The sequence below is a fragment of the Streptomyces camponoticapitis genome, from assembly GCF_014646115.1.
GTDB lineage: Bacteria > Actinomycetota > Actinomycetes > Streptomycetales > Streptomycetaceae > Streptomyces > Streptomyces camponoticapitis.
The window spans coordinates 50830-68514 of record NZ_BMMV01000005.1 but is presented as its reverse complement, the minus strand read 5'-3'; the positions used below and the strand labels follow the sequence as shown (position 1 = coordinate 68514).

The following is a 17685-nucleotide window of genomic DNA, read 5'->3' as shown; positions in this document are numbered from 1 at the left end:
AAAGGAACCCTTGCAACTACTTCTTTGCATGCTTACGATGAGCTCATGGCCGAGAACTCCGACGTCCCCGCACCGAACGCCCCCGTGCAGGACGTCCGCACCCTGGACCCGCGCTCACTGCGCGGTCTCGCCCATCCGCTGCGGATGCGGCTGCTGATCGCGCTGCGCCACCACGGCCCCGCCACCGCGTCCCGGCTCGCGGACCGGCTGGGCGAGTCGAGCGGCGCCACCAGCTACCACCTGCGGCAGCTCGCGAGCCACGGGTTCGTCACGGACGACCCCGAGCGCGGGAAGGGCCGGGAGCGCTGGTGGAAGGCCGAGGACAAGGGGATCATGCTCGACGACGCGCTGCATCTCGACCCGGATCCCGAGGTGCGCGGGGCGCTGAACACCTTCTTCTACGAGGTCGCCTCCATCCACGGCCAGGAGGTGAGCACCTGGCTGGGGACCATGCACGACTGGCCGGAGGTCTGGGCGACGAAGGCCGACCTCAGCGACTTCACCCTGCGGCTCACACCCGATCTGCTGGCCGAGCTGGAGAGCCGCGTGCATGACCTGATCTCCAGCTACGAGGACCTTCCGGTGCCCGAGGGGGCGGAGTCCGTGGCGCAGGTACGCGTCCATCTGCACGCCTTGCCGCAGAAGCGGCTCGACACTCCGGACGCCTGACCCGCCCGCTCACCCCACCCCGCTCCCCCACCCTCACTCCTCATCCCCTCATCCCCTCATCCCCTCATCCGCCTGAGCACCACTCCCGCGCCTTCGCAGTCGGCGCGTGAAGGGACGATTTGTCATGCCATTTTCTGACGTGCACCTCCAGCTCCACTCCATACGCGCGACCGAACTGCGTGCCGAGGCCACCGCGTACCGCTCGCCCTCCCCCGCCACGCGATGGCAGACCCGGCTCGGCTGGCTCCTGGTCGAGTGCGGCCTGCGCCTCGTCAACCGGCCGGCGCGGGCCCGCGTCCGGCCCGTATGAGCGCCGCGGCGGTACGGCGGTGGCCGCTCACCGCCGTCCTGACCGCCAACGCCATCTCCGCCCTGGGCCGGACCCTGAGCCTGATCGGCATCCCCTGGTTCGTCCTCCAGACCACCGGCAGCGCCGGCCGCGCGGGCGTGGTCGCCTTCTGCGCCACCCTCCCGGTCGTGGTCTCCGCGCTCGTCGGCGGCCCCGTCATCGACCGGATCGGCCGGCGCCGCGTCTCGATCGCGTCGGACGTACTGTGCGCGCTCTCCGTCGGGGCGATCCCCCTGCTGCACCGTGCCGACACGCTCCCGTTCTGGGCGCTCTGCGCACTGGTCGCGCTCCACGGCCTCGCCCACACACCCGGCGACACGGCCCGCTATGTCCTCGTACCGGATCTCGCCGAACACGCGGGCACCACGCTCATCCGCGCCGCGAGCCTCTTCGACGCGGTCGAGCGCGGCGCCCGGATGCTCGGCGCGGCGCTCGCGGGCCTGGTGATCGCGCTGCTCGGCGCCGAAGCCGCCCTGCTCTTCGACGCGTTGACGTATCTGCTGTCGGCGCTGCTGGTCGGCGCGGGGCTGCGGGGCGTACGGGGAGCGCAGCCGGTCAAGGACATGCCGCCGGTCTCACCGCGTACGTACATCGCCGAACTGCGCGAGGGTTACGCCTACTTGGCACGCACCCGGCTACTGGCGGCGGTCGTCCTCATGGCGATGTTCATGAACGGCGTCGACCAGGGCTGGAACGGGGTCCTGCTCCCCGTACACGCCGAACGCAACCTCGGCGGCGCCGCCGAACTCGGCCTGGTCACGGCCGTGTTCGGGGCCGGCGGCCTGCTGGGCGCGCTGCTGTACGGCGCGGCCGGCCACCACTTCACCCGCCGGACGGTCCTCGCCGTCGCCGTCCTGCTCTGCGGCGCGCCACGCTTCGCGGTGGCGGGACTCACCGACTCCACGGCGGCACTCGCGGTGATCATGGGCGCGGCCGGAGTGGCGGGCGGGATGATCAACCCGATCCTGACGACGGTGACGTACGAACGCGTCCCGGACGAACTCCGCAGCCGCGTCGCGGGCGCCATGACGGCCGGCTGTGAGCTGACGATGCCGCTGGGCGCCCTGGCGGCCGGCCTCCTGGTCGAGGGCACGAGCCTGTCGACCGCGCTGCTGCTGATGGGCGGGGTCTATCTGCTGGCGACGCTGAGCCCGGCCCTGCTCCCGGTCTGGCGCGGGCTGGACCCGGCGAGCCGGGAGACGGCGGACGACCGGGAGGGCGTCAGCAGTCCGGGACCTTCCCGCCCTGTTCCAGCGCCCGCAGCGACGACAGCGCGTCCCCCAGGGCCCTGACCGGGATCAGGCGCATCCCGGCGGGAAGCTCCGACTGGGCGTCCGCGCACTCCGCCTCCGGGACCAGGAAGACCGTCGCGCCGTCCCGGCCCGCCGCCTGCGTCTTCAGGGAGACACCTCCCACCGCGCCCACGTCGCCGTTCGGGGTGATGGTGCCGGTGCCCGCGATGGAACGGCCGCCGGTGAGGTCGCCGCCCACGCCGTCGCCGTCGAGCATGTCGACGATGCCGAGGGCGAAGAGGAGACCCGCGCTGGGGCCGCCGACGTCGGCGAGGTGCAGGGTCACGTCGACGGAGTCCGGCTCCCGGCCGAGCTCGGCGAGGGCCGCGTCGACTGCGACGTTCTGCGACTTCACCATCTCCTCGGTGTTGTGCCGCTCGATCTCCTTGTCGGACTGGCCCGCCGGGTAGACGGAGTTGCGCGGCAGCACGGCGCGGTCGGTCCGGATCCAGCCGTCGAGCACGTCCCCGAAGTCGACGTCGGCGGAGGGTCCCGTCGCCAGGATCGTCGTCATCCGCAGTTCGCCCCGCGGCTTCCGGGTCTCCGCACCCTTGATCGAGATGACGGGCTCGCCCTCGTACTCGCCGAGAACGTTCGCGGTCAGGCCCGGCTGGGCCACCGCGTACGGCAAGGGGGCGACCCCGACGACGACGAGCAGCGCGACGACGGGGACCGCCGAGAGGGCGAGGGAGCGGGGGCGCGAGAGACCGGAGAGACGAGAAAGCACAGCGTCAATCTATCGGCCGGTCCGCCGGCCCCGTCCAGAGCCCGTCCCCCCGGACACTCGGTGGCCGCCTCACCGCAGTGCGTCGGCCACCTCGCGGGCGGCGTCGACCACGCGAGGGCCCACCCGCTCCGGCACCGAGTCGGCGAGCATCACCACACCCACGCTGCCCTCGATCCCGGTCACCCCGACGAGAGCGGCGGCGGCGCCGCTCGCGCCCGCCTCCAGTTCGCCGTGGGTCAGCGTGCACCGCGCCTCGGTGTACGAGCCCTGCCGGGCGGCCAGGATGGCCTTGCCCGCGGCGCCCCGGTCCAGCGGGTGCCGGAAGCCGGCGCGGTACGCCACGTGATAGTCGGTCCAGGTCGGCTCGACGACCGCGACGGCCAGCGCCTCCGCGCCGTCCACGAGGGTGAGGTGCGCGGTGGCACCGATGTCCTCGGCGAGCGCGCGCAGGGCGGGCAGCGCGGCTTCCCGTACGAGCGGATGCACCTGGCGGCCCAGGCGCAGCACCCCCAGGCCCACTCTGGCGCGTCCGCCCAGATCGCGGCGGACCAGCGCGTGCTGTTCCAGGGTGGCGAGGAGTCGGTAGACCACGGTGCGGTTGACGCCAAGTTTGTTGGACAACTCGGTGACGGTCAGCCCGTGGTCGGTGTCGGCGAGCAGTTTGAGGACGCGCAGTCCCCGGTCGAGCGTCTGGGAGGTCTCCGCGGTCACGACGCCCTCTCCTTCGGAGTTTCGGAGTGAGATGACGACGGCACTCTCACGCAGCCCGCGGCGCCGGTCCCAGCGGCGACACACGGAGAGAGGCCGCCGGCAGGCCATGGCGCACCGGCTGCGCTCCGCGGCGGCACTGCCACGGCGCGTATGTAATGACGGGACATTAGCGATCCGTACCGCTCAGCGGAAGACCTCGTCCAGAATCCGGTCATGGACGGGCAGTTGCTCCCTGTTCGGGTCGGAACAGGCGCCGAAAAGGGAATCGCTCTGACCAATCGCACGATTTCCCGGGAACGGACGCGCGTAGAAAAGCCCCTCCAGACGCCAGGGCGACGTCCGAAGAGGCGGAAAACAATCCTTCGCGCTCAGCGCATCCGGGTCGCCCACTCCTGAACTTTTCTGATCCGCTCGCGGAGTTGGCCCCCGGTCGCCTCCGCGCTGGGGGGTCCGCCGCACACGCGGCGCAGCTCGGTGTGGATCACTCCGTGCGGTTTGCCGCTCTGGTGGACGTAGGCGCCGACCATCGTGTTGAGCTGCTTGCGCAGCTCCAGCAGCTCCTTGTGGGAGACCACCGGGCGCCGGTCCGCCGGCAGCTCCAGCAGGTCCGCCTCGGAGTCGGGCTTCTTGCGGCTGTGCGCGATCTGCCGGGCCTGCCGCTTCTGGAGCAGCATCTGCACCTGGTCGGGCTCCAGGAGCCCGGGGATACCGAGGTAGTCCTGCTCCTCCTCGCTGCCGGGGTGCGCCTGCATGCCGAACTCGGCGCCGTCGTACAGCACCCGGTCGAAGACCGCGTCGGACTCCAGCGCCTCGAAGGGCAGCATGTCCTGCTCGCCGGTGTCCTCGTCGAGTTCGCGCTCGGCCTCCGCCATCTCCTTCTCGGACTCGGCGTACGGGTCCTCCTCGCCCTCCTTCTTGGGCTTGTCGAGGACGTGGTCGCGCTCCAGCTCCATCTCGTTGGCGAAGCCGAGGAGGCCGGGGATGGTGGGCAGGAAGACGGACGCGGTCTCGCCACGCCGCCGGGAGCGGACGAAACGGCCGACGGCCTGGGCGAAGAACAGGGGCGTGGAGATGGTGGTGGCGTACACGCCGACGGCGAGGCGCGGCACGTCGACGCCTTCCGACACCATGCGGACGGCGACCATCCAGCGCTCGTCGCTCGCGCTGAAGTCGTCGATGCGCCGCGAGGCCGCGGCCTCGTCGGAGAGCACGACGGTCGCCTTCGCACCGGTGATCTCGCGGATGAGCTTGGCGTACGCGCGGGCCTGGTCCTGGTCGGTGGCGATGACCAGACCGCCGGCGTCCGGGATGGACTTGCGCACCTCGGTGAGCCGCTGGTCGGCGGCGCGCAGCACATTGGGCATCCAGTCGCCGCGCGGGTCGAGCGCGGTGCGCCACGCCTGCGAGATCGCGTCCTTGGTCATCGGCTCGCCGAGCTTGGCGGCGACCTCGTCACCGGCCTTGGTGCGCCAGCGCATGTTGCCGCTGTAGCTGAGGAAGATGACGGGGCGCACGACGCCGTCGCCGAGCGCGTTGCCGTAGCCGTAGGTGTAGTCGGCGGAGGAGCGGCGGATGCCGTCCTGGCCCTCCTCGTACGCCACGAACGGGATGGGGTTGGTGTCCGACCTGAAGGGCGTACCGGTCAGCGCGAGGCGCCTGGCGGCGGGCTCGAAGGCCTCAAGACACGCCTCGCCCCAGGACTTGGAGTCACCGGCGTGGTGGATCTCGTCGAGGATCACCAGGGTCTTGCGCTGCTCGCAGCGGTTGCGGTGGAGCATGGGGCGCACGCCGACGCCCGCGTACGTCACGGCGACGCCGTGGTACTCCTTGCTCAGCGGTCCGGCGCTGTACTCCGGGTCGAGCTTGATCCCTATCCGCGCGGCGGCGTCCGCCCACTGCTTCTTCAGATGCTCGGTGGGCGCGACGACGGTGACCTGCTGTACGACATGGTGGTGCAGCAGCCAGGACGCGAGGGTCAGCGCGAAGGTGGTCTTCCCGGCGCCGGGGGTCGCGACGGCGAGGAAGTCACGCGGCTGCTCCTGGAGATAGCGCTCCAGCGCCTTCTCCTGCCAGGCGCGGAGCTTGTTGGCCGTGCCCCAGGGGGCGCGGCCGGGAAAGGCGGGTGAGAGGTGGTGGGAGGCGGTAGTAGTCACGGTCTCCGCTTCGCGGACGCTCGGTTACTCGGGCTCAGATACGACAACCGGGCCACCCTACCGGCGGCCCGGCCCGATCCTCGTACGAACACCTCCCCCACCGGGTGGGAGAGGGATCACATCCGCTCGTGCGTCCGATCCGGGCGGACACGCCTCCGGACCGCGCGTGGCACCCGAGTACCTGGCGTTCCAGGGGCCTTTCGCCCGTCAGGGGACGGCTACCGCGTCCGTACCCGCGTCGCCACCCAGACCCCCGCCAGTGCCACCGCCGCCATCGGGAGGAACACCGCCGCGAAGGCCGCCGGGTGGGAGGCGGTCGGGGTGGAGAGGGTGTGGGTGCCCACCGCGCCGCCGCCCAGGGCCGCGAACGCCGCGCCGCCAGCCGAGAGCAGCAGGACGTTCGAGAGGCCGTCGGAGATCTGGAGCGCAGCGGAGTTGGTGCCCGCCTCCTCAGGAGGGGAGAGCTTCAGCAGCAGCACGCTCGTCGACGCGATGACCGCGCCCATGCCGAGGCAGCCGACCGCCCAGGCGACGCCCACGATCCAGACCGGGACCGACTCGATCAGCACGCTCGGCGCGGCGGCGATGGCCGCCGCGACCAGCACCATGCCGCCCATCAGCAGCCGTTCGCGGTGCGGCTCCATGCGGGGGCGGGACTGGATGTACGAACCGAGCGCCCACGTCGCGCCGCCGACGGCCAGTGAGAGGCCCGCCAGCGTCGGGGACAGCCCCCGCTGGGTGACGAGCATCAGGGGGACGAAGCTCTCCGCCGCGATGAAGGAGCCCGCCGCGACGCCGCGCAGCAGGACGACCGACGGCATGCCGCGGGCGGCTCGGTAGGTGCCGCGCGGCAGCAGGCCGAGGACGGCGGGCACGATCAGGGCGGCGCCGGCCGCGCCGGGCAGCAGCGACCACCAGTTCAGGTCCTGGCCCGCGTACTGGAGCAGACCCGCGCCGAGCGAGATCGCCAGCGCCAGCCGGATCCGGGTCCTGTCGAAGGCCGGTACCGGCCCGGAGGGGTCGGCGGGGCCGCTCGCCATCTTGCGTATCGCGGGCAGCGCGGTCGCCAGCGGCAGCACCACCAGCACGGGGATGCCGACGAACACCCAGCGCCAGCCCAGGTGTTCGGTGACCGTGCCGGAGGCGAGCGGGCCGACCACCGAGGGGACCACCCAACTCGCGGCGAACGCCGCCATGATCGCGGGCCGCAGCCGCTCCGGGTAGGCGCGGCTGACCACCACGTACAGCGCGACGATCACCAGCCCGCCGCCGAGACCCTGGACCGCCCGGCCCACGATGAAGAGCCACATGGCGCCCGCCGTGCCGGAGAGCAGCAGTCCGGCCGCGAAGGCGCTGATCCCGGTGACGAGCGGCCGGAGCGGGCCACTGCGGTCCGCCCACTGCCCGGAGAGCACCATCGCGAAGAGGCTGGTGGTGAAGTACGCGGAGAAGGCGAACGCGTACAGCGAGACGCCCCGCAACTCGCGCGCGGCGACCGGCATCGCCGTGCCGACCGCCGTGGCCTCGAAGGCGATCAGCAGGACGACGCAGACAATGCCGACGCTGAGCGCCCGGTGGGTCCTGCCGAGGATGCCGTCCTGGCGCGAGTGGAGGGGGCCGGGCAGCGGGGCGGCTTCGGCGGCGATGCCGGCGTCGTTCGGTTCCAGGGCGGTCATGGGCAAAGGGTAAGGGGCATGGCATCGGTTGAAACCTGTCGCTGGTCCCGGCCGGCCTGGTCCCTTCGACGTACGCCCCGGATCCCGCCGGCCGCCGCTCGTGAACGGCGTGTGGCAGTCGCGTTGCGGGGTGCCCGGCTCCCTTGAGGGCCGGGCACCGACCCGCTTACGGTCGAGTCACAAGTACGCACGGCCGTGTGCCCGAGTGGTTCAGGGGCTCGACTGCAAATCGAGTTACGTGGGTTCGATTCCCGCCACGGCCTCTTCTCCGTCCTGTCACTTCGGCGCGTCCCGTTCATTCGGTCGAGGCTCGCGCCGACCGTCACGCTGGTCCCGGCACCGTCGTGTCGAGGACCTCCGCCGCCTCACGCGCCGGGAAGTCCAGTACGTCGCGCAGCACGACGGCGGTCCAGCGCACGCCAGGCGCGCGGGAGCGTCTCCTGGACCACGTCGTCCGCGTCGTGGAACGAGCCGAGCATCCGGTGAGCATGCACGTGGAGTTCGCGCCGGTACGGTCCCACCAGCCGGTCGAACGCCGGGCGGTCGCCGGTACGGGCGAGGGCGCGCGCCCCCGTCCCGTCGTCCGGAGCGCTACGCGCCTGCCGTCACCACGGCGGACTGCGGCCTGATCGGCAGCCGGTTGACCGGCCGGCCCGTCGCCGCGCGCACCGCCGCCGCGACCGCCGCCGGGGACGTCACGACCGGCACCGCGCTCGCGGGCTTCGCCCCGAACGGGGCCACCACGTCCCGCTCCTCGACCAGTTTGACGATACGGATGTCCGCCGCGTCCAGGGACGTCGGCAGGGCGTAGCCGGTGAGGTCGGGACGGCGTACCAGACCCCGGGTCGTACGGAGGTTCTCCGTCAGCGCCGTACCGATGCCCTGGGTGACACCCGCCTCGATACGGGTCGCGAGCTGCGCCGGGTTGAGGACCCGGCCGACGTCCTGCGCGACCGCCATCTCCACGACGCGGATCGAGCCCAGCTCGATGTCGACGTCCACGACGGCGCGGATCGCGCAGAACGCGAGTCCCACGAACGCGTCGCCCTGGCCCGCCTCGTCCAGCGGCTCGGTCGGGTGCGGGCGGCACTGGGCCGTGGCCCACAGTTCCTTGCCGTCCATCGCCTCGGTGACGGTGGTCGACAGCACCCCGTCGTAGGAGGTGATCTTGCCGTCGGTGATCTGGAGCAGCTCCGTCGACATGCCGAACTGGTGCGCCAGCGGCTGGAGGAGCTGCGTACGGACCATCTTCGCCGCCCGTTCGACCGCGCCGCCCGAGACCCAGGTGTGCCGGCCGTGCGTCGCGGGGCCCGCCGGGGGCTGGTCGGTGTCGACCGACGCCACGTGCACCTCCTCGATGCCGAGCGTCTCCTGGACGATCTGGCGGGCGAGGGTGGAGAAGCCCTGGCCGGTCTCGACGGCCGCGCAGATGACCGTGGCGACGCCGTCGTGGACCTTGACCGTGGCCGTGGAGACCTCGTCGGCGCCCTCGGCGCCGAGCATGTGGACCATGCCCAGCGCGTAGCCGACACCTCGGCGCACGGCGCCGGGCTCGCCCGCGCCCTCCGGGCCGCCCGGCAGCAGCCAGGACGACTCGGGGATGTCCTTGGGAAGCGCGGGGAGAGGGAAGTCGCGTACGGCGCGCAGCAGTTCGGCGACGGGGGCCGGGCAGGTCACGGTCTGCCCGGTGGGCAGGATGTCGCCGGTCGCCAGCACGTTGCGCAGGCGCAGTTCGGCCGGGTCGATGCCGAGCTTGGCGGCCAGCTTGTCCATCTGGCCCTCGTAAGCGGCGCAGACCTGCATCGCGCCCTCGCCCCTGACATGACCGGAGGGCGGGTTGTTGGTGCGTACGGCCCAGCCTTCGATGAAGGCGTGCGGGACGATGTACGGCCCGCAGGCGAACGCCACAGCCGCCGCGAGGGATTCGGACGACGCGTCCGCGTACGCGCCCGCGTCGAGGAGGATCTGCGCCTCGACCTTGACGAGCCGGCCCTCGCTGTCGGCGTGGTGCCGGTAGCGCAGCAGCGTCGGGTGCCGGTGGGCGTGGCCGAGGAAGGACTCCTCGCGGGTCGCGGCCAGCTTCACCGGGCAGCCGGTCTGCAGCGCGAGCAGGCCGAGCGGGATCTGGAAGCCGGGGTCCTCGCGGTCGCCGGTGGCGCCGGGGACACCGGTGACGACGACCCTCACCTGGTCGGGTTCGAGGCCGAAGCAGGCGGCGGCCAGATCGCGGTCGGTGTGCGGGTCGGTGGAGCCGGTGTAGATCTCCACTCCGCCGTCGGGACGCGGTACGGCGAGTCCGGCCTCGGCGCCGATGGGGGCCGGGTCCTGGCGGCCGATGCGGTACAGGCCCTCGACGACCACCTCGCCCATGAGGTCGGGGTCGCCGTAGCGCAGCGGGATGTGGCGGATCAGATTGCCGTCGGGGTGCAGCGGCTCGGCCTCGAAGGCCTTCTCCGGATCGGTGACCGGGTCGAGGACCTCGTACTCGACGGCGATGGCGGCGGCGGCCATACGCGCGGTGTCGGGGTGGTCCGCCGCGACGGCGGCGATGGCCTCGCCGTGGTGACGCACGATCTCGGAGGCGAAGACGGGACGGTCGGCGACGAGCCGGCCGTAGGAGGGGTCGCCGAGCACGTCGAGATGGGTCACCACGGCCCGTACGCCCGGCATTTCGGAGGCGGCAGACGTGTCGATCGACAGGATGCGCGCGTGCGGGTGCGGTGAGCGCAGCAGAGCCGCCCAGAGCAGGCCCTCGGCCCAGAGGTCGGCGGCGTACGGGAACGTGCCCTCGGTCTTGGCGCGGGCGTCGGCCGGAGGAAGAGAAGCGCCGAGACCCAGCGCGGGCGGCTCCTGCTGGGGGCCGTCGAGTGCCTGGGTCTCGGTGGCCGCGTCGTTGCTCACGCCATGCCTCCGTCGTGCGGGTCGAGAGGTGCGGGGTGGGCGCCGCCGGCGCCCGGTGGTGCCTGGTGCGGGATACGGGCCTCGTCGGCGGCGGCCTCGGCGCTCGCCGCGCGTTCGGCGACGACCTCGCCGACGGCGTCGAGCACGCCCCGGTAGCCGGAGCAGCGGCAGAGGTTGCCGCACAGCGCCTGGCGGGTCTCCAGCTCGCTGGGGTCGTGGTTGCCTTCGAGGAGGTCGTGGACGGTCATGGCCATGCCGGGGATGCAGAAACCGCACTGCACGGCGCCGCAGTTGGCCAGCGCGCGCTGCACGTCGGACGGTTCGCCGTCGGAGGCCAGGCCCTCGACCGTACGGACCTCGGAGCCGGCCGCCGTGGCCGCCGGGACGAGGCAGGAGGCGACGAGACGGCCGTCGACCTGGACGTTGCAGGCGCCGCACTCGCCCTGTGAGCAGCCGTCCTTGGCGCCGGCGAGGCCGAGGCGCTCGCGCAGGACGTAGAGCAGGGACTCGCCGATCCAGGCGTCCGTGACGGGGCGGTCGCCGCCGTTGACGCGCAGGACGTAGGAGTTGGCGGGGTGTTCCGCGCTGTCGTTGCTGCTGGTGAGGGGGGCCGGTTCGGGTTCGGGCTCCGGAGCCTGCTCGAGGTCGCCCGCGGGCTCGGGCGCGAGTTCCGCTTCCGATTCCGGTACGGCTTCGGCCCCGGTGACCCCGGCCGATGGGTCGGGCTCGGGCTCGGGCTCGCCTTCCGCCTCGTGCTCGTGCGGGGGCGCGGGCACGGCGGTTTCCGGTACGTCGACGGCCTCGGGCAGCTGCTCAGCCACGGGCTCCGGAACCGGTTCCGGTTCGGGCGCCCACGGAGCGCGCGCACCTCCCGGAAGTGTGGCCGGCGGCGCACCGCCCGACCACTGCGACGTGGTCGGCATCGAGGTGGTGAACTCGCCCGATTCGTCGGGAAGCTCCTCACCGATGACCGGGATCACCCACTGGCCGGTGGGCCCCGGCGGAGCCCCCGGTCCAGGCTCCGTACGGGAGTCGGCGGCGCCGTCGGCGAAGGACCACTGCCCGGTCGCCTGCGGATCGCGCGGCGCGTCCGGCCCGGCGGCCTGGCTCGCGCCGTACCCCTGAGACTGCCCGTGGCCCGACCCGTAGCCGTACGGATCGGGCTGCGCCTGCGGGGTCCGCGCCGCCCACTGCCCGGCGGCGGCCGGACCCGCGGGTCCGACGCCCCCGTCCGGCTGCCGCTGGTCGATCGTCGGCGGTACGTACCCGTGCCCGCGTGCGGCGAGCGGCGCGTCCGCCCTGTCCTCGGGCGGCAGTTGGACGAAGGCGGTCGCCTCGGCGTCGTACTCGCCGCCCTGCGGGATCGGCTGCCAGGCGCCGCGTCCCTGCGGGTGCCCGTGCGAAGGGTCCGGTCGACGCCCCTCCGGAGTCCCGGAGTTCTCGTTCTCGTCGGTGGTCACGGCAGCGCCCTCCCCAGTGCTCGTCGAGCCAGAGTGGCGACGGTACGCCTCAGGTGCAGCACGGCGGGCGGCAGGGCGGGCGGCTCGCTGCCGTCCGCCGCCGGAGCCGGGTCGGGGATGCAGGCCGCGGCGACGTACTCGCCGAAGGCGGTCAGCGCCTCGGGCGCCAGCCCGCGGTCCGCGTCCCAGTCGATCAGCGAGGCGATCCAGCGCTCGGCCTCCATCGGGCGCAGCGGCATCGGCGCGATGGCGCCGACCGCGCAGCGCACGCCCCGGCGCGCCGGGTCGAGCACGACGGCGACGGACGCGGTGGCCCGGCCGGGGCCGGTGCGGCCGGTCGCCTTGAGGTAGACCTGCGGGGCGTGCAGCAGCGGGACCCGTACGAAGCCGATGAGTTCGGCGGGCGCCAGCATCTCGCGGCCGGCCAGCAGATGGGAGACGGGGATCTCGCGGCGGGAGCCGCCCGGGCCGGCGACGACGAGGTCCGCCTCCAGGGCCGCCAGCACGGGCAGCGAGTCGCCGGTGGGCGCCGCGGTGGCGATGTTCCCGCCGAGCGTGCCGGCGTTACGGATCTGGGGCGGCCCCGCGGCGCGCGAGGACGCGGCCAGCGCGGGGATGAGCGCGGCGAAGTCGGGCCGCCCCATCCGCGCGTGGGTGAGTCCGGCGCCCAGCAGGGCGTGTCCGTCCTGGTAGTGCCAGCCGCGCAGTTCGCTGATCCGGCCGAGGCCGACCAGGCCGGCCGGTCTGAGCAGGCCCTTGTTGACAGCGGCCATCAGATCGGTGCCACCCGCGACGGGCACGGCGGCAGGCATGGCGCTCAGCGCCGCCACGGCCTCGTCGAGCGAGGCCGGCAGCGTCACGGACTGCGCCGTCTGCGGTGCGTGCGTGGTCAACCCAGCTGCCCCTTCCCGGTGTCCCGGCTGTCCGTCTGTGTTGGCCGTACCGTACGTGCTCACAGGCCGGACGAGGCAACTCTGGCACATCTTCCGGGCCTACCGGTCCGAGGGTCCATGAAGCACGCATCCGCCCCTGAACGAGGGGAAGGTCCGTTTTCACGCCTCTTCACCGACACATACGGAATGCCAGCATTCGGTACTCCATGTACGACTTATTCGCACGGTGGGCCCGGGGGAGGCCGGTCGGGGGGACTACACGTTCGGGGGCGCTCCCTCGATCGGACGTCCGAGAACGGCCGAGTCGCCGTTCGGTCCCGGGCGCTTCTGCCAGGGCAACGGGCCCCCGGGCGGCCGGTAATCGACCCCGAGGGCGTCAAGGCGCTTGTAGTGCGCGGTCATTCGCCGTTCGAAATCCGTGAAGTCGCGGTCGGGGGACGCGGGCAGGGCGGACCAGGCGACCTCGGCGAAGGCGCAGAGGCGCGGGAAGAGCTGGTAGTCGACGCGGGAGCGGTCCTGCATCACCTCGGTCCACACGTTGGCCTGGGTGCCGAGGACATGGTCGGCCTCGGCGCCGGTGAGCTGCGGCGGTACGGGCTCGAAGCGGTAGACGTCCTCCAGCGTGCGGACGTATCCGATGGGCATCGGCTCGTCCTCGCCCGCCGCCTGACGGTGGTCCAGATACACCTGCTGCTCGGGGCACATGACCACGTCGTGGCCGGCTTTGGCCGCCGCGATCCCGCCCGCGTAACCGCGCCAGGAGGAGACGGCGGCGCCGGGCGCCAGCCCGCCCTCCAGGATCTCGTCCCAGCCGATGAGACGCCGGCCGCGCGCGGAGAGCCAGACGTCGAAGTGCCTGATGAACCAGGACTGGAGCTCGTCCTCGTCGGCCAGGCCGAGTTCACGGATCCGCTCCTGGGCGGCGGGCGAGCGTTTCCACTGGTCCTTGGGGCACTCGTCGCCGCCGATGTGGATGAACGGCGAGGTGGCGGCGGGGAAGAGCTCCAGGAGCTCCTCGAAGACGCCCTCGAAGAAGCGCAGGGTGTGGTCGCTGGGGGCAAGCACATTCGGGTTGACGCCCCAGGTGTCCCAGACGTCCAGCGCGGAGGTGTCGACGACGTCGGTGTTGCCCAGCTCCGGGTACGCGGCGATGGCGGCCTGCGAGTGGCCGGGGATGTCGATCTCGGGGACGACGGAGATGTGCCGCTCGGCGGCGTACGCGACGATCTCGCGGATGTCGTCCTGCGTGTAGAAACCGCCGTGCGGCTTCTCGTCCCACATGTCCGAGAACCGGTGGCCGTACTTGGTCCGGGACCGCCACGCGCCGACCTCGGTCAGCTTCGGGTAGCGCTTGATCTGGACGCGCCAGCCCTGGTCGTCGGTGAGGTGGAAGTGGAAGACGTTGAGTTTGTGCGCGGCCATCAGATCCAGGAAGCGCAGCACGCCGTCCTTGGGCATGAAGTGGCGTGACACGTCGAGCATGACGCCGCGCCAGCCGAAGCGGGGCTGGTCCTCGATCACCTGACGGGGGATCTCCTGCCGTACGCCCGGGGACAGGGGCGCGCGGCGGAAGGCCTTGGGACCGAGGAGCTGACGGAGCGTCTGCGCTCCCCAGAAGACACCGGCCGCGCTGCCGCCGTGTATCTCGGCGCCCCACTCGGCGGTGATGTCCAGCCGGTACGCCTCGGGGGCCATGGACTCGTCGATGCGCAGCGAGACCGCGTTGCTGCCGCCCGCGGGGCCGGGGGCCAGCGGCAGCCCCAGCGCGGCCCCGAGGGTGGCGCGCAGCCAGCGCTCGGTGGTCTCGGTCCCGGGCGCCGCCCAGAGGGTGGTGGCCGAGTCGGGGACGAAGCCACCGGTCTGTGGGCCTTCGACACTGACAGGCGCCGGGATCAGGTCCATCACGTCAGTCCTCAGTCCTCGTTCGGCTGGCATATGCCGGAGTCAATGGGTCGTTGGAGCGTGCACGTGGACACTAGGCCCGGCCCTGACGAACGGACAAGTGGTCTCAACCATTCGGTGATCAGGCACACGTGAGCGTTCCCGGGCACGTCTGTGCGCCCGGTCCGTCCACGCACCTCCGACCTACCCGCTCAGGCGCCCCTCGACGCGAAAGGCTCCGGGGCGCGCGGTTGCGCGCCCCGGAGCCGTCCGGCGCAAGATCGGAAAAAGAGGCGCTAGTTCTTGCCCTTGCCGCTCTTGTCCTTGCCGCCCTTGTCCTTGTCCCCGCCGGGGCCCATGGACTCGTAGATCTCCTTGCACATCGGACAGACCGGATACTTCTTGGGGTCGCGCCCCGGTACCCAGACCTTCCCGCACAGTGCCACCACGGGAGTGCCGTCGAGGGCACTCGCCATGATCTTGTCCTTCTGGACGTAGTGGGCGAAGCGCTCGTGGTCGCCGTCGCCGTGCGACACCTTCGGTGTCGGCTCCACGAGGGTGCCCGTACCTGCCCCGCGCTCGGGCTCAAGAGTGCTCATAACCGCCAAGGGTACCCACGCTCGCGCCATCCGGAGGGCTCCGGGCCCAGGAGGGTGTCCGAGCCCTCCGCGGCCGCCCGCTCACACAGCGCGCCGACGCGGCGCGAGGAGCCCCCGGCGGCCCGTCCGCTCCGACTCAGTTGAGCGAGGGATCGTCCGGATAGGTCGCGACCATGGCCAGTTCGCTGCGCTGTCTGCGCAGCACGGCGCGCCACAGGCTCTCGGGGCGCGGCGACGACACGTCGCCGGGCTCGGACTCGACCACGTACCAGGCGCCTTCGCTCAGCTCGTCCTCCAGCTGACCCGGCCCCCAGCCCGCGTACCCGGCGAAGATCCGCAGCGAGCCGAGGGCCCGCGCGAGCAGTTCGGGCGGCGTCTCCAGATCGACCAGGCCGATCGCGCCGTGCACCCGGCGCCAGCCGAGGGGCCCTTCGTCGCCGGGGATGACCGCGAGGCCGAGCGCCGAGTCGAGGGAGACCGGTCCGCCCTGGAAGACCACACCGGGGTCGCCGGCCAGCCCGCCCCAGGACTCCAGGATGTCCCCGACGTCCACGGGGGTGGGCCGGTTGAGGACAACGCCGAGCGACCCCTCCTCGTCATGGTCGAGCAGGAGCACCACCGCGCGGTCGAAATTCGGATCCGCCAGGGCCGGAGTCGCGACGAGCAGCCGCCCTGTGAGCGAGGACACCTCGGTCATGCCAGACATGATCCCGCACATTCGCCTTCCGCGGGGGCCGCGCGGCAGAGTGCGCGTGATCGCAGCTCAGGCGCACGGCGGCACGGGGAGCGCAGGGAACCGCCACGCCGTGGACCCAAGTGGGCACGGAAAGAAAGGTGACTCTCGGCAAGGGGCCGACGACGGAAAGTGTTCTGCCGTCCTCTCCACGGCTCCAGGACGTCCGATGCCTTACGGGACAGGGGTGCCAGCCCCTTACTCTTTTGCTTTGGCCCCCTGTCCGACGACACCGGAACGCGAGATTCATGACCGGCACAGCTGATGTAATGCTTGTCCACGGCGGAACCCCGCTGGAGGGTGAGATCCGCGTCCGAGGCGCGAAGAACCTGGTGCCGAAGGCCATGGTCGCCGCCCTTCTCGGCAGCGGGCCAAGCAGACTGCGCAACGTGCCCGACATCCGTGACGTACGGGTCGTCAGGGGGCTGCTCCAGCTGCACGGCGTCACCGTGCGCCCCGGTGAGGAACCGGGTGAGCTGATCCTCGACCCCTCGCACGTCGAGAGCGCCAACGTCGCGGACATCGACGCCCACGCGGGCTCGTCGCGCATCCCGATCCTGTTCTGCGGCCCGCTGCTGCACCGCCTGGGCCACGCCTTCATCCCGGGGCTCGGCGGCTGCGACATCGGCGGCCGGCCCATCGACTTCCACTTCGAGGTGCTGCGCCAGTTCGGCGCGACGATCGAGAAGCGTGCGGACGGGCAGTATCTGGAGGCCCCGCAGCGGCTGCGCGGCACGAAGATCCGGCTGCCGTACCCCTCGGTCGGCTCGACGGAGCAGGTGCTGCTGACGGCCGTTCTGGCCGAGGGCGTCACCGAGTTGTCGAACGCCGCGGTGGAGCCGGAGATCGAGGACCTGATCTGCGTGCTCCAGAAGATGGGCGCGATCATCTCGATGGACACCGACCGGACGATCCGGATCACCGGTGTCGACAAGCTCGGCGGCTACAACCACCGGGCGCTGCCGGACCGGCTGGAGGCCGCGTCCTGGGCGTCGGCAGCGCTGGCGACCGAGGGCAACATCTACGTACGCGGCGCGCAGCAGCGGTCGATGATGACCTTCCTGAACACCTTCCGCAAGGTAGGCGGTGCCTTCGAGATCGACGACAAGGGCATCCGCTTCTGGCACCCCGGCGGCCCGCTCAACGCGATCGCCCTGGAGACCGACGTACACCCCGGTTTCCAGACCGACTGGCAGCAGCCGCTGGTGGTGGCGCTGACTCAGGCGGCGGGCCTGTCCATCGTCCACGAGACGGTGTACGAGTCGCGGCTCGGCTTCACCTCCGCGCTCAACCAGATGGGCGCGCACATCCAGTTGTACCGGGAGTGCCTGGGCGGCTCGGACTGCCGCTTCGGCCAGCGCAACTTCCTGCACTCCGCGGTCGTTTCGGGCCCCACGAAGCTCCAGGGCGCCGATCTGGTCATCCCCGACCTGCGGGGCGGCTTCTCGTATCTGATCGCGGCTCTGGCGGCGCAGGGCACCTCGCGGGTGCACGGCATCGACCTGATCAACCGCGGCTACGAGAACTTCATGGAGAAGCTGGTCGAGCTGGGCGCGAAGGTCGAACTCCCGGGCGGCTCCGTCGTCTGACACCTCGTCCTCGAACGCCAAGGGCGGTCACCCCGACCGGGGTGACCGCCCT

General features: G+C 72.1%; 14 protein-coding genes and 1 tRNA gene. 5 read left to right on the top strand and 10 right to left on the bottom strand.

Annotated elements, in window-relative coordinates; translation table 11 throughout:
• The first annotated feature begins 45 nt into the window (after window positions 1-45).
• The 3 genes from IEY79_RS09365 to IEY79_RS09355 all read left to right on the top strand — a co-directional run bounded on the left by IEY79_RS09365 (window position 46) and on the right by IEY79_RS09355 (window position 2310).
• A complete protein-coding gene (locus tag IEY79_RS09365; RefSeq protein WP_189106907.1) occupies window positions 46-669 on the top strand; it encodes an ArsR/SmtB family transcription factor in 624 nt (207 codons plus the stop codon).
• Window positions 670-793: 124 nt separating this feature from the next.
• Window positions 794-979 carry a hypothetical protein gene (locus IEY79_RS09360; RefSeq protein ID WP_189106906.1) on the top strand — a complete coding sequence of 62 codons (186 nt, stop codon included), beginning with the start codon at window positions 794-796 and terminating at the stop codon, window positions 977-979.
• Window positions 976-2310, top strand: a complete 1335-nt coding sequence (locus IEY79_RS09355; protein ID WP_189106905.1) for an MFS transporter — start codon at window positions 976-978, stop codon at window positions 2308-2310. The genes IEY79_RS09360 and IEY79_RS09355 overlap by 4 nt, the downstream gene beginning before the upstream one ends.
• On the opposite strand, the gene IEY79_RS09350 is transcribed toward IEY79_RS09355, so the two are convergent.
• From IEY79_RS09350 to IEY79_RS09335, 4 genes are all read right to left on the bottom strand, one after another.
• Window positions 2240-3037, bottom strand: a complete 798-nt coding sequence (locus IEY79_RS09350; RefSeq protein WP_189106904.1) for a S16 family serine protease — start codon at window positions 3035-3037, stop codon at window positions 2240-2242. The genes IEY79_RS09355 and IEY79_RS09350 overlap by 71 nt on opposite strands.
• Before the next feature lie 69 nt (window positions 3038-3106).
• On the bottom strand, window positions 3107-3748 hold the full coding sequence (locus IEY79_RS09345; protein ID WP_189106903.1) for a helix-turn-helix domain-containing protein: 642 nt from the start codon (window positions 3746-3748) through the stop codon (window positions 3107-3109).
• Between the two features lie 368 nt (window positions 3749-4116).
• Window positions 4117-5901, bottom strand: coding sequence for a DEAD/DEAH box helicase (locus tag IEY79_RS09340; RefSeq protein ID WP_189106902.1), 1785 nt, complete (start codon window positions 5899-5901; stop codon window positions 4117-4119).
• 218 nt (window positions 5902-6119) lie between these two features.
• The gene (locus IEY79_RS09335) at window positions 6120-7577 is read right to left on the bottom strand and encodes an MFS transporter (RefSeq protein ID WP_189106901.1); all 1458 of its coding nucleotides are present in this window, start codon (window positions 7575-7577) and stop codon (window positions 6120-6122) included.
• 191 nt (window positions 7578-7768) lie between these two features.
• Here IEY79_RS09335 and IEY79_RS09330 point away from each other — a divergent pair.
• Window positions 7769-7840 (top strand) — tRNA-Cys (locus tag IEY79_RS09330).
• 328 nt (window positions 7841-8168) lie between these two features.
• Here IEY79_RS09330 and IEY79_RS09320 read toward each other — a convergent pair.
• The 6 genes from IEY79_RS09320 to IEY79_RS09295 all read right to left on the bottom strand — a co-directional run bounded on the left by IEY79_RS09320 (window position 8169) and on the right by IEY79_RS09295 (window position 16008).
• Window positions 8169-10478, bottom strand: coding sequence for a xanthine dehydrogenase family protein molybdopterin-binding subunit (locus tag IEY79_RS09320; RefSeq protein ID WP_189106900.1), 2310 nt, complete (start codon window positions 10476-10478; stop codon window positions 8169-8171).
• Window positions 10475-11938 carry a (2Fe-2S)-binding protein gene (locus IEY79_RS09315; protein ID WP_189106899.1) on the bottom strand — a complete coding sequence of 488 codons (1464 nt, stop codon included), beginning with the start codon at window positions 11936-11938 and terminating at the stop codon, window positions 10475-10477. The genes IEY79_RS09320 and IEY79_RS09315 overlap by 4 nt, the downstream gene beginning before the upstream one ends.
• The gene (locus IEY79_RS09310; protein WP_189106898.1) at window positions 11935-12831 is read right to left on the bottom strand and encodes an FAD binding domain-containing protein; all 897 of its coding nucleotides are present in this window, start codon (window positions 12829-12831) and stop codon (window positions 11935-11937) included. Before IEY79_RS09310 ends, IEY79_RS09315 begins: the two co-directional genes overlap by 4 nt.
• A 255-nt stretch (window positions 12832-13086) precedes the next feature.
• Entirely contained in the window at window positions 13087-14733 is a 1647-nt protein-coding gene (locus tag IEY79_RS09305; protein WP_189106897.1) for a beta-N-acetylhexosaminidase, read from the bottom strand.
• 275 nt (window positions 14734-15008) lie between these two features.
• Entirely contained in the window at window positions 15009-15311 is a 303-nt protein-coding gene (locus IEY79_RS09300) for a DUF3039 domain-containing protein (RefSeq protein ID WP_189106896.1), read from the bottom strand.
• Window positions 15312-15447: 136 nt separating this feature from the next.
• A complete protein-coding gene (locus IEY79_RS09295; protein WP_189106895.1) occupies window positions 15448-16008 on the bottom strand; it encodes a YqgE/AlgH family protein in 561 nt (186 codons plus the stop codon).
• Between the two features lie 284 nt (window positions 16009-16292).
• Between IEY79_RS09295 and murA the strand changes: the two genes are divergently transcribed.
• Complete coding sequence (murA, locus tag IEY79_RS09290) at window positions 16293-17633, top strand: UDP-N-acetylglucosamine 1-carboxyvinyltransferase (protein ID WP_189106894.1); 1341 nt, start codon at window positions 16293-16295, stop codon at window positions 17631-17633.
• Window positions 17634-17685 lie beyond the last annotated feature (52 nt).